The following is an 11154-nucleotide window of genomic DNA, read 5'->3' as shown; positions in this document are numbered from 1 at the left end:
AGCTCTGCCAAAAGCACCGACCCGGCGTTCCGACGCGGCCGGGGACGGCACCCAGGCCCACCCGGCAGCCGTGCACCCTTCACTGACCCGCAACCAGGAACTCGCGGGCTGGAAACGCGAACTCGCGGGGGTTGTGCGGTGGGGTTAGCCGCGGTTGGAGCGGGTGCCGAGGAGGACGTCTTCCCAGGAGGGGACCATCGGGCGGCCCTTCTTGCTCTTGGTCCGCCGGGCCGCGGGAGCGGGGGCCGGCGTGGGCTCCGGCTCGGGTTTGGCCTGGGGCTCGGGTTCCGGCTTGGGTTCAGCGGCGGGTGCCGGCGGTGTGGCCGCGGCCGGGGTGGGTGGGGCGGTTGCTGCCGGAGCGGGCGGCGCGACGGGAGCCGGGGCCGGTGGCACGACGGGAGCCGGGGCCGGTGGCGCCACGGGAGCCGGGACCGGTGGCGCGGTGGCCGCCGGGGTGGGTGGCGCCGTGGCGGCCGGGGCCGCCGGGGTGGGCCGGGCCGGGGGAGCGGCGGGCCGGGCCGGGGGAGGCGCGGGCTGCGCGGCCGGTTGTTCGGGGGTGAGCTCGAAGTCCTGCACGTAGTCCTGCTCGGTGCGGGGCTCCGGCTCCGGGGTGTGCCGGCGCGGCGGCTCGCCCCCGCCGACGGCCTGCCGCTCGGCCTGCTGGGCCGGCTCGGCCTGCGGCTGGGTGCCGAGTTCGAGGGCCTGCTGGGCGAGCCGGGTGACCGGCCGGACCGTGCGCAGCGGGCGGTTGGAGCTGGGGTCGAGCAGGTCGAGGGCGTGATCGTCCAGCGCGGTCACGGTGCCGCCGTGCGCACCCGGGTGGAACGCCCAGTGCGCGCGGTTGGAGGACCGGCCAGCCGTCCAGGACAGCTGCACCACCCACTTGCCGTCCTCGCCGCGCCAGGAATCCCAGTTGGCCACCGAGTAGTCCTGGCCGCGGGTGCCGAAGGCGTGCGCCACGACCTCGCCGAGCGTCTGCACGTCCGGGCCGTCCTCGCGGACCGGGTGCGCCCGCTGCGCGAGCTCCGCCGTACGCGAGCGCTCGAGCAGCACCGGGTAGGCGAACCGCTCGACCTTCTGCTCGGGCAGGCCGGACACGGCGGCCACCTGCTCGACGGACTCTCCCGCGCGGATGCGGGTTTGGATCTCTCGAGGACGCATCTGGCTCTCCAGCTCGGTGGCGATCTGGTCGAGTCGGGTGATGTCTCCCCGGGCCGCTGCACGCAGCCGCTCATCCGCGGGAAGTTGAAAACGCTCACCGCGGGCCGGGTCCTCGACGATGACGGTACGGCCGTCATCCTCGAGCCCGATGATCCGCAGCGGGCGCATCTCAGGCCTCCTCATGGCCGTAAACAGACAGACTTCACCTCGTCACCCTGCCACGTTAGATGGCCGCCTGGCGATCACGGGCTAGGCGCGCCGGGCGCCGACCAGGTCGTTCCGGTGATCCGCTGGTACACCTCGGTGTAGCGGGATCGGGTCGCGGTGACGATCTCGTCCGGGATCGCCGGGCCGGGCGGCTCCTTGTTCCAGCCGGTTCCGCTCGCCCAGTCCCGCACGATCTGTTTGTCGAACGATTTCTGCGGCCGGCCCGGCTCCCATTCGTCGGCCGGCCAGAATCGCGAGGAATCGGAGGTGAGCACCTCGTCGCCGAGGGTCAGCTCACCGGCGGAGTCGTTGCCGAACTCCAGTTTCGTGTCGGCGATGATGATGCCGTTCGCCGCGGCGTGCTCGGCGCCGGTGCGGTAGAGCGAAAGGGTCAGCTCCCGCAGCCGCCGCGCGGTGTCCGCGCCGACCGAGGCGACCACGTCGTCGAACGTGATGAACTCGTCGTGCCCACCGTCGCTGACCTTGGTGGTCGGCGTGAAGATCGGCTCCGGCAGCCGGCTGCCGTCGGTCAGCCCGGGCGGCAGCGGCACCCCGGAAACACTGCCCTTCTCCCGATACTCGCGCAGCCCCAGCCCGGTGAGATAACCGCGCGCGATGCATTCCACGGAAATCATCTCCAGCGGCCGGCATCGAATCGCCCGCCCGGCGAACTCGGCCGGCACATCGGTGGCCGAGATCAGATGGTTCGGCACGATGTCCGCGAGTTTGTCGAACCACCACACCGAAAGCTGGGTGAGCAACGCGCCCTTGTCCGGAATGCGGGTCGGCAAAACCACGTCGTACACCGAAACCCGGTCCGAGGCGACCAGCAACAGATCGTCGTCGAGCGCGTACAGATCCCTGACTTTGCCGCCGTAGAGGTGTCGCAGCTGTCCCATGCGGAGTATTAGATCCGCTCCACCAGCCAGTCGACGCACCGGGTCAGCGCGGTCACGTCATCCGGTTCCACCGCAGGGTACATCGCCACGCGCAGCTGGTTGCGGCCCAGCTTGCGGTACGGCTCCACGTCGACGATTCCGTTGGCCCGCAAGGCTTTCGCCAAGGCGGCGGCGTCCACCGAGTCGGCGAAGTCGATGGTGCCGACCACCTGCGAGCGGTGCGCCGGGTCCGTCACGAACGGCGTGGTGTAGCCCGACCGCTCGGCCCAGGAGTACAGCCGCCGCGAGGATTCCGCGGTGCGCGACACCGCCCAGTCCAGGCCGCCGCCGGCCAGCATCCAGTCGATCGTCTCGGCGAGCAGGAACAGCGTGGCGATCGCCGGGGTGTTGTAGGTCTGGTCCTTGACCGAGTTGTCCAGCGCGGTGGGCAGCGACAGGGACTCCGGCACCCACCGGTCGCTCGCGCCGATCTCGGCGACCCGGTCCAGCGCGGCCGGGCTCATCAGCGCGAGCCACAGCCCGCCGTCGGCGGCGAAGGACTTCTGCGGCGCGAAGTAGTACACGTCGAAGTCCTCGGCGGCGACCGGTAGCCCGCCCGCACCCGAGGTGGCGTCGATCGCGATCAGCGCGCCCTCGGAACCGGCCGGCCGGCGTACCGGCACCGCGACGCCCGTCGAGGTCTCGTTGTGCGCCCAGCCGACCAGGTCGGTGCCCTCGGCGTAGCTGATCTCCGGCGCGGTGCCCGGCTCCGCCTTGACCACCACCGGGTCGGCCAGGAACGGCGCGCCGGCCGTCGCCTTGGCGAACTTCGCCGAGAACTCTCCGTAGCTGAAGTGCTGGGAGCGCTCGCGCACCAGTCCGAACGCGGCCGCGTCCCAGAACGCGGTCGAGCCGCCGTTGCCGAGCACGACCTCGTAACCGTCGGGCAGCCCGAACAGCTCGCGCAGTCCGGAGCGGACCCGCCCGACCAGGGCCTTCACCGGCTTCTGCCGGTGTGAGGTGCCCATCAGCGCGGCGCCCTCGGTGGCCAGCCGGGCCAGATGCTCGGGCCGGACCTTGGACGGACCGGACCCGAACCGCCCGTCGGACGGCTTGAGCTCGGCGGGTAACCGCAAGGTGCTCGGGTCGGTGCCGGTTACAGACTGCGTCATACGCCCAGTGTCTCAGCCGGGGCTGATGCCGGGCTCAGTGCCCGGTGCAATCCCGGTAGGTGGACTGTGATGCGCAACCCACCGCCCAGGTTCGGCTCGGCCGACACCACGCCCCGGTGCGCCCTGGTCACCGAGCGCACGATCGACAGGCCGAGGCCGGCCCCGTCCCGGCCGGCGCGGCGGCTGCGGTCCAGCCGGCGGAACGGCTCGAACAGGCCGGGCACCACGTCGGCCGGCACCACCGCGCCGGTGTTGGTCACCGTGAGGGCCGGTTGGTCACCCACCTCGACGACGACCGACCCACCGGGTTCGTTGTGGTGCAGGGCGTTGTGCACCAGGTTGGTGACCAGCCGTTCGAGCAGCACCTGGTCGCCGAACACCAGCCGGGGCTCCAGCCGGCTGACCACCGTGACGCCCTGCTCGGCGGCCATCCCGCCGGTCGAGCGCAGCACCGAGGCGACCACCTCGTCCAGCCGCACCGGCCCCTGGCTCACCAGACCCTGGTCGCTGCGCGCGAGCACCAGCAGCCCCTCGATCAGCCGCTCGCTGCGTTCGTTGGTGTGCAACAGATGCTGGCCAAGGCGCAGCAGCTCCGGGCTCGCCGTCGGGTCGGCCATGGCCACCTCGATCAGCGTGCGCTGCACGGCGAGCGGGGTGCGCAGCTCGTGCGAGGCGTTGGCGACGAACCGGCGCTGGCCCTCGAACGCGGCGGCCAGCCGGTCCAGCATGCCGTCGAAGGTGTCGGCCAACTCCTTCAGCTCGTCCTGCGGGCCGTCCAGGTTGATCCGCCGGTCCAGGCTCTCCGCGCCCAGCCGCCGGGCGGTGGCGGTGATCGTGTGCACCGGGCGCAACGCGCGCCGGGCGGTCAGCCAGCCGAGCAGCGCGGCGATCGCGGCCGCCCCGACCAGCGCGATCCCGGAGGCGATCAGCAGCTGGCGCATGGTGGAGGTGCGGAACGTCTCGACCGCGGTCCTGGCCACCTTCGTCGTGAACTGACCGCTGTCCCTCGGCGCCGGCACCACCTGGTCGTACATCTCGGGTGGCGGGGCCCCCGCCTCCCCGCTGACCACCTCCGACACGATGCCGGTGCCGTCCGGCACGGTCTCGTTCACCACCACGTAGTTGATCAGAAGCAGGGCCAGGCCGGCGAGCAGGAACAACCCGCTGAACATCACGGCCCACCTGGTGCGTACCGACAGTCTCACCCCATCACCTCGCAAGCTCGGTGCTGGCGAGCCCGCCGCTTCGCAGGCTCAGCGGCGGGGCAGTGTTCGATGGGTCGCTCGCAAGCTCGCTCATGAGATTCGATATCCGGCGCCGGGCACGGTCTCGATCACCTGCGGCACGCCGAGCTTGCGGCGCAGCGTCATCACCGCCACCCGCACCGCGTTGGTGAACGGGTCGGCGTGCTCGTCCCACGCCTTCTCCAGCAGGTCCTCCGCGGAGACAATCGCGCCCTCGGCCCGCATCAACACCTCCAGCACGGCGAACTCCTTGGGGGACAACGAAATGTGCCGGCCATCCCGGGACACCTGGTGCCGGGGCAGGTCGAGCAGCAGCCCGGCGCGTTCCAGCACCGGTGGCAGCGCCGGGCGGGCCCGCCGGCCGAGCGCCTGGATCCTGGCCACCAGCTCGGCGAACGCGAACGGCTTGGTCAGGTAGTCGTCGGCGCCGATGGACAGGCCGGCCACCCGGTCGGTCACGTCCCCGGCAGCGGTCAGCATCAGCACCTTGACCTCCCCGCCGGACGCGACGACCTTCTGGCACACGTCGTCGCCGTGCGTGCCGGGCAGGTCCCGGTCGAGCACCACCACGTCGTAGGCGTGCACGCCGATCCGCTCCAGCGCGCCGTCGCCGTCGTAGCAGACGTCGACGGCCATGGACAGCCGGCGCAGCCCCTCGGCCACGGTGTCGGCCAGAAGCCGCTCGTCCTCCACGACAAGAACCCGCACCCGATCAGTGTGGGTCAGCCGGGGGTAAGCGCGGGATAAGGACTTTCGCTTAGCGGGCACGAATCACGCCATCCGTAGAACTTCTCGCACAAGCACGAGAAGGGATGGACCATGGGCGTTCGATGGCGACTGGTCGCCGTGTCGGCGGCGATGATGGCATTGCTCGGGGCCTGCTCGTCCGGTTCCGGCGGGCCGGGCAACGGGGTCGCGTCGCTGTCCGACCCGGCGCAGCCCAGCAACGGGCAGCAGGCCGACGACGGCAAGACCGACGAGGACCGGATGCGGGAGTTCGCCGGTTGTATGCGCGAGCACGGGATCGACATGGAGGACCCCAAGTCCGGCCCGGACGGCGGCGGGATCTCGATCGAGGTCAACGGCGACAACGAGGGGAAGATGAAGGAGGCCGACGAGGCCTGCCGGCACCTGATGCCCAACGGCGGCCAGCCGCCGAAGCTGGACGCCGCACAGCTGGACAAGCTGCGGGAGCAGGCGAAGTGCCTGCGCGACCACGGGCTCAACGTGAAGGACCCGGACCCGAACAACCCCGGAATCATGATCGAGGGCAGCGGCCCGGACCAGAAGGAGTTCGAGGAGGCGCACAAGGCCTGCAACATGGAGGGTCCCGGCGGCGTGTTTGGCAGCGGCAAATGACCGACCTGACCGCCACCGAGGGCGGACCGCGGGCGCTGCGCCGCAGGCGGCGGACCCGCTGGCTGCTGGCCGGCATCGTGCTGATCGTCGTGCTCGCCGTCGGCACCGGGGTGGTGCTGACCAGGCGGTCCACCCCGGCGGCCGCGGCCGCTGCGGGACCCTCGGCGGTGGACACCGCCGAGGTCACCCAGACCGACCTGGCCGAGCAGCGCGGCAAGTCCGGCAAGCTGGGCTACGGCGACGAGCACACGCTGGCCGGCCGCAAGCCGGGCACGATCACCGCGCTGCCCGCGCAGGGCGCCGTGCTGGACCGCGGCGCGACGGTGTACGAGGTGGACGCCAAACCGGTGCCGCTGTTCCTGGCCGCCATCCCGCTCTACCGCGACGTCGGTCCGGGGGTCACCGACGGCCCGGACGTGCAGGTGGTCGAGGAGAACCTCAAGGCGCTCGGCTACACCGGGTTCGGCACGCCGAACAAGAAGTTCACCGACGCCACCGCGAGCGCGATCAAGAAGTGGCAGAAGGCGGTCGGCCTGGAGCAGACCGGCGTGATCGGCATGGGTGACGTGGTGGTCGCCGCCTCCCCGCTGCGGGTCAGCGCGCTCAAGACCGAACTGGGCGGCTCCGGCACCGGCTCGGTGCTCAGCTACACCGGCACCGGCCGCGCGGTGAGCGTCGAGGTCGAGGCCGCGGAGAAGGACCTGGTCAAGCCGGGCACCAAGGTGGCGCTGAACGTGGGCAGCGTGTCGACCACCGGCACGGTCACCGCGCTGACCCCGGTGCCGGACGACGACAGCGGCCAGGGACCGCCGGGCGAGGACGACACCGAGCAGAAGTTCACCGCGACGGTCACGCTGGACGACCCGGCCGCGGTGGGCGAGCGCGACGCCGGCTCGGTCGACGTCCGGTTCACCACCGGCACCCGGCAGGACGTGCTGGCCGTGCCGGTCGGTGCGCTGCTGGCGCTGGCCGAGGGCGGCTACGCGGTGGAGGTCGTCGAGGGCGACGACCGGCGCCTGGTGGCGGTCAAGACCGGGCTGTTCTCCGAGGGCCGGGTCGAGGTGAGCGGCTCCGGGCTCAAGCCGGGCATGAAGGTGGTGACCACCTCATGACCACCCCGGTGTTGGCGATCACCGACGCCAGCCGGACCTATCCGGGTGGTGTGCGGGCCCTGCGGGACGTGTCGCTGTCCATCGAGCCGGGCGAGCTGCTGGCCGTGGTCGGGCCGTCCGGCTCGGGCAAGTCGACGCTGCTGCACCTGATGGGCACGCTGGACCGGCCCAGCCAGGGTCGGGTCGAGGTGCGCGGGCACGACGTGGCCCGGCTCGGCGACCGGCGGCTGTCCGCCCTGCGGTCGCACTGGATCGGGTTCGTGTTCCAGCAGTTCTTCCTGACCGACGGGCTGCCGGCGGTGGACAACGTGGCCGCCGGGCTGCTCTACGCCGGGGTGCCCGCGCGGCGCAGGCGGGCGATGGCGCTGTCCGCGCTGGAGCGGGTGGGCCTGGCCAACCGGGCCGACCACGTGCCGGGGGAGTTGTCCGGCGGTGAGCGGCAGCGGGTGGCGATCGCCCGGGCGGTGGTGAACCGGCCGGCGATCGTGCTGGCCGACGAGCCGACCGGGAACCTGGACAGCCGCACCGGTTCCGGGATCATGCGGCTGCTGGTCGAGCTGAACGCGGCCGGCACGACGATCGTGATCGTCACCCACGACCCGGCGATCGCGGCGTCCGCGCGCCGCCGGGTGGAGATGCTGGACGGCACCGTCCGGTTGGACACCGGGCAGGCAGGCCTCGCGGCGGAGGTGGGGCGATGACGACGCTGGTCGCTGTCGCTCCACCGCCGTCGGCGGAGCCGCTGCCCAAACCCCGCCGGTTGGGACCGCGGGACGTGCTTCGGTTGGGCGGGCACGGAATGCGCACCCGGCCGCTGCGCGCGGTGCTGTCCGCGCTGGGCATCGCGATCGGGATCGCCGCGATGATCTCGGTGGTGAGCATCCCGGCGTCCAGCGCCGCGGCGTTGCGCGCCGAGATCGCCGCGCTGGGACCGAACCTGCTGACCGCGGCTCCCGGGCAGACCTTCGGCGGGGACAACGCCGAACTGCCGGAGGCCTCGGTGGCGATGGTGCGCCGGATCGGGCCGGTCACCGGAACGTCGGCGATCGGCACGGTCGACGCCTCGGTCCGGCGCAGCGACCGGATCGCGGCCCGGGAGACCGGTGGGCTGGCCGTGTACGCGGCCCGGCCCGACCTGCTCGCCACCCTGCGCGGAACCGTCCACAGTGGACGCTTCCTGGACGAGGTGACCGAGCGGTTCCCGACCGTCGTGCTCGGCGCGGAGGCGGCCACCCGGCTGGGCATCGACCGGGTGGCGGCCGGCGCCGGCCGGCAGGTGTGGATCGGCGGCCAGTGGTTCACCGTGATCGGCATCCTGGACAAGATGCCGCTGGCGCCGGAGATCGAGCGGGCCGCGCTGGTCGGCTGGACCGTGGCCAAGGAGAAGCTGGGGTTCACCGGCCATCCTGGTCAGCTCTACGTGCGGGCCGAGGATGATCAGGTCGAGGCGGTGCGCGGGGTGCTCGCCCGGACCATCAACCCGGAGCAGCCCAACGAGGTGCGGGTGGCGTTGCCGTCCGAGGCACTGGCCGCGCAGCGGCTCGCCGAGAGTTCGTACAACGCGCTGTTCCTGGCGTTGGGCGGGGTGGCGCTGCTGGTCGGCGGCGTCGGCGTGGCCAACACGATGGTGATCGCGGTGCTGGAACGGCGCCGGGAGATCGGGTTGCGCCGGGCCCTCGGCGCCACCCGTCGCCAGGTGCGCGGCCAGTTCCTGGCCGAGTCGGTGCTGCTGTCCAGCCTCGGCGGCCTGGTGGGCGTGCTGGTCGGAGTGGGCGTCACCGCCGGCTACGCCCTGCACAAGGGCTGGTCGGCGGTGTTCCCCCCGGCAGCCCTCATCGGCGGCGTCGGGGTCGCCGCCCTGGTCGGCGCGCTGGCCGGTGCCTACCCGGCCATGCGCGCCGCCCGGCTCGCTCCCACCGAAGCCCTCGCCTGAGGGCTTCCCTACCGAACCCCGCCGCGCCAGCCCTGGTCGTCCACACCGCCGGGGATCGGCGCGGCGGGGTCGTACGGGGTGCGGGCGAAGATGAACGTGGCCAGATCGAGGTGGTTCGGGGTGCCGTCCGGGTTGCGGTGCACGCGCAGGGTTTCGCCGGCGTAGTAGCCGTCCAGCCCGGTCCAGGTGCCGTCCGGTTCGGGCCGGAACCGCGACGCCCGGCCGGTTCCGTTGGCCGGGCGCAGGTTGAGCCAGCCGTCCGGCAGCAGGTGCAGCGCGTAGGGCATCGGACCCCAGAACCACGGTCCGGTCAGCGCCAGCAGCGCGGGATCCGGGTCGGCCATCGGCAGCCACTCGTCGGGCAGCGCCGGCTCGTGCTCGTCGACCAGCTTGAGCAGGTCCATCGCCAGCGTCATGACCGCGACGCCGATGGTGCTGTTGGCCAGGGTCAGCGCCCCGGTGGTGGTCCGCGGGTCGGTGACCACGCTGGCCAGGAAGCCCGGCATGGAACCGCCGTGGCCGGACAACCGCCGGCCCGAGTCGCGGAACGCCTGCAGCCCGAGGCCGTAGCCGGCGGTCCAGGCGTCGCCGTCGTCGACGTGCGCCGGCTCGCGCATCTCGGCCACGGTGTCCGGGTGCAGCACCTCGCCGGTGTCGCCGGCCAGCAGCCGGGTCCACCGGGCCAGGTCGGTGACCGTCGACCAGAGCTGCCCGGCCGGAGCCATCGCGCCCGAGTCCGGGGTCGGCTCGCCCAGCAGCACGTCGGCGTACGGGTGCACGGCCCAGCCCAGGGCGTGCGGGGCGACCGGCTGCGGGGTGGTGCGGTGCATCCCGAGCGGCTCGAGCACCTCGGCGCGCAGGGCGTCGTACCAGCCCATCCCGCGCAGCCGCGCGACCACCTCGCCGAGCACGCCGTAGCCCACGTTGGAGTAGTGGAACCGGGCGCCGGCCCGGTGCCGCAGCGCGCCGGCGCTGAGGCTGTTCGACAGTGCCGCCCAGTCCGCGCCCTCGGCCCGCTCCCACCAGGCGCCCGGCGACTCCGAGGTGATCCCGCCGGTGTGCGAGAGCAGCTGGGCGATGGTGAGGTGGCCGAGGCTGGTGCCGGGCACGTGCTTGTCCAGCGGGTCGTTGAGGTCCAGCCGGCCCTCGTCGCGCAGCCGCATCACCAGCACCGCGACGAACGACTTGGTGATCGACCCGATCCGGTACTGCGTGTCGACCGTCGGACGCTCGCCGTCCACCCGCCCGCGGGCCTCGCTCCACAGCACCTGATCGCCCCGGACCACGGCGGCGATCAGCGACGGAGCCCGGCTTTCGGCCTGTTCACCGGCCAGACGGCGCAGCAGAGCACGTTCGGTGGTTGGGAGCATGCAGGCATTCTGTCCGACGTCGCGCATGGGTTGGAGTTTTCACGTTTACCGAGGTAAGGCGGTCAGCTGTGCACGACGGTGTCCCAGCCGGCCACGTCCTGCGGGAGGCGCGGCGCCGGCCCGACGTACCGGGCCGACGGGCGGACCAGCCGTCCGGTGCGCTTCTGCTCCAGGATGTGCGCGCACCAGCCCGCGGTGCGGGCGCAGGTGAACATGGCCGGCATCATGTGCGGCGGCACCTTGGCGAAGTCCAGGATCACCGCGGCCCAGAACTCGACGTTGGTCTCGATCGCCCGGTCCGGCCGGCGCTCCCGCAACTCGGCCAGCGCCGCCTGCTCCAGCGCGACGGCCACCTCGTACCGCTCGGCGCCGAGCTCCTGGCAGGTCCGGCGGAGCACCCGGGCACGCGGGTCCTCGGCCCGGTAGACGCGGTGGCCGAAGCCCATCAGCCGGTCGCCGCTGTCCAGGATGTTGGCGACCACCTTGCGGGCGTCACCGACGTTCTCCACCTGCTCGATCATCGGCAGCACCCGGGCCGGCGCGCCGCCGTGCAGCGGGCCGGACATCGCGCCGATCGCGCCGGACATGGAGGCCGCGACGTCGGCGCCGGTGGAGGCGATCACGCGGGCGGTGAACGTGGAGGCGTTCATGCCGTGTTCCGCGGCGGAGACCCAGTAGGCGTCGATGGCCTTCACGTGTGCCGGGTCGGGCTCCTCGC

General features: G+C 72.7%; 11 protein-coding genes. 4 read left to right on the top strand and 7 right to left on the bottom strand.

What is annotated here, in order from left to right; all coding sequences use genetic code 11:
- Nucleotides 1–144: 144 nt before the first annotated feature.
- The 5 genes from sepH to VFO68_RS28425 all read right to left on the bottom strand — a co-directional run bounded on the left by sepH (nt 145) and on the right by VFO68_RS28425 (nt 5370).
- Nucleotides 145–1329, bottom strand: coding sequence for a septation protein SepH (gene sepH, locus VFO68_RS28445; RefSeq protein ID WP_325161482.1), 1185 nt, complete (start codon nt 1327–1329; stop codon nt 145–147).
- A 74-nt stretch (nt 1330–1403) separates the two neighbouring features.
- Nucleotides 1404–2267: a phosphoribosylaminoimidazolesuccinocarboxamide synthase gene (locus VFO68_RS28440; RefSeq protein WP_414635593.1), complete on the bottom strand. Its 864-nt coding sequence runs from the start codon at nt 2265–2267 to the stop codon at nt 1404–1406.
- Nucleotides 2268–2275: 8 nt separating this feature from the next.
- Entirely contained in the window at nt 2276–3418 is a 1143-nt protein-coding gene (gene serC / locus VFO68_RS28435) for a phosphoserine transaminase (protein WP_325161481.1), read from the bottom strand.
- Complete coding sequence (locus VFO68_RS28430) at nt 3415–4590, bottom strand: sensor histidine kinase (RefSeq protein ID WP_325161483.1); 1176 nt, start codon at nt 4588–4590, stop codon at nt 3415–3417. Before VFO68_RS28430 ends, serC begins: the two co-directional genes overlap by 4 nt.
- 123 nt (nt 4591–4713) lie before the next feature.
- The gene (locus VFO68_RS28425; RefSeq protein WP_325161480.1) at nt 4714–5370 is read right to left on the bottom strand and encodes a response regulator transcription factor; all 657 of its coding nucleotides are present in this window, start codon (nt 5368–5370) and stop codon (nt 4714–4716) included.
- Nucleotides 5371–5481: 111 nt separating this feature from the next.
- On the opposite strand from VFO68_RS28425, the gene VFO68_RS28420 reads away from it, so the two are divergent.
- From VFO68_RS28420 to VFO68_RS28405, 4 genes are read left to right on the top strand one after another with little or no spacing between them, the layout of a single operon-like run.
- Nucleotides 5482–6021 (top strand): hypothetical protein, encoded by a 540-nt coding sequence (locus tag VFO68_RS28420; RefSeq protein ID WP_325161479.1) that lies wholly within the window; start codon nt 5482–5484, stop codon nt 6019–6021.
- Nucleotides 6018–7133 (top strand): peptidoglycan-binding protein, encoded by a 1116-nt coding sequence (locus tag VFO68_RS28415; RefSeq protein ID WP_325161478.1) that lies wholly within the window; start codon nt 6018–6020, stop codon nt 7131–7133. Before VFO68_RS28420 ends, VFO68_RS28415 begins: the two co-directional genes overlap by 4 nt.
- Entirely contained in the window at nt 7130–7834 is a 705-nt protein-coding gene (locus VFO68_RS28410) for an ABC transporter ATP-binding protein (RefSeq protein ID WP_325161477.1), read from the top strand. The genes VFO68_RS28415 and VFO68_RS28410 overlap by 4 nt, the downstream gene beginning before the upstream one ends.
- Nucleotides 7831–9066, top strand: coding sequence for an ABC transporter permease (locus tag VFO68_RS28405; RefSeq protein ID WP_325161476.1), 1236 nt, complete (start codon nt 7831–7833; stop codon nt 9064–9066). Before VFO68_RS28410 ends, VFO68_RS28405 begins: the two co-directional genes overlap by 4 nt.
- An 8-nt stretch (nt 9067–9074) precedes the next feature.
- Here the strand turns inward: VFO68_RS28405 and VFO68_RS28400 are convergent, their stop codons facing one another.
- Both VFO68_RS28400 and VFO68_RS28395 read right to left on the bottom strand, forming a co-directional pair.
- On the bottom strand, nt 9075–10436 hold the full coding sequence (locus VFO68_RS28400; protein WP_325161475.1) for a serine hydrolase domain-containing protein: 1362 nt from the start codon (nt 10434–10436) through the stop codon (nt 9075–9077).
- A gap of 62 nt (nt 10437–10498) precedes the next feature.
- A partial coding sequence (locus VFO68_RS28395; RefSeq protein WP_325161474.1) for a citrate synthase occupies nt 10499–11154 on the bottom strand: 656 nt, incomplete at its 5' end.

Origin of the sequence: Actinophytocola sp. (genome assembly GCF_035712165.1) — a bacterium.
Classification (GTDB): domain Bacteria; phylum Actinomycetota; class Actinomycetes; order Mycobacteriales; family Pseudonocardiaceae; genus DASYTH01.
This window is presented reverse-complemented; position numbering and strand designations above follow the sequence as displayed.

What these genes read in the sequence shown, in the direction of transcription:
- VFO68_RS28415 (WP_325161478.1), top strand. Translation starts at nt 6,018, where the DNA reads ATGACCGACCTGACCGCCACCGAGGGCGGACCGCGGGCGCTGCGCCGC.
- serC (WP_325161481.1), bottom strand. Translation starts at nt 3,418, where the DNA reads ATGACGCAGTCTGTAACCGGCACCGACCCGAGCACCTTGCGGTTACCC.
- VFO68_RS28400 (WP_325161475.1), bottom strand. Translation starts at nt 10,436, where the DNA reads ATGCTCCCAACCACCGAACGTGCTCTGCTGCGCCGTCTGGCCGGTGAA.
- VFO68_RS28440 (WP_414635593.1), bottom strand. Translation starts at nt 2,267, where the DNA reads ATGGGACAGCTGCGACACCTCTACGGCGGCAAAGTCAGGGATCTGTAC.
- VFO68_RS28430 (WP_325161483.1), bottom strand. Translation starts at nt 4,590, where the DNA reads ATGTTCAGCGGGTTGTTCCTGCTCGCCGGCCTGGCCCTGCTTCTGATC.
- sepH (WP_325161482.1), bottom strand. Translation starts at nt 1,329, where the DNA reads ATGCGCCCGCTGCGGATCATCGGGCTCGAGGATGACGGCCGTACCGTC.
- VFO68_RS28405 (WP_325161476.1), top strand. Translation starts at nt 7,831, where the DNA reads ATGACGACGCTGGTCGCTGTCGCTCCACCGCCGTCGGCGGAGCCGCTG.
- VFO68_RS28420 (WP_325161479.1), top strand. Translation starts at nt 5,482, where the DNA reads ATGGGCGTTCGATGGCGACTGGTCGCCGTGTCGGCGGCGATGATGGCA.
- VFO68_RS28410 (WP_325161477.1), top strand. Translation starts at nt 7,130, where the DNA reads ATGACCACCCCGGTGTTGGCGATCACCGACGCCAGCCGGACCTATCCG.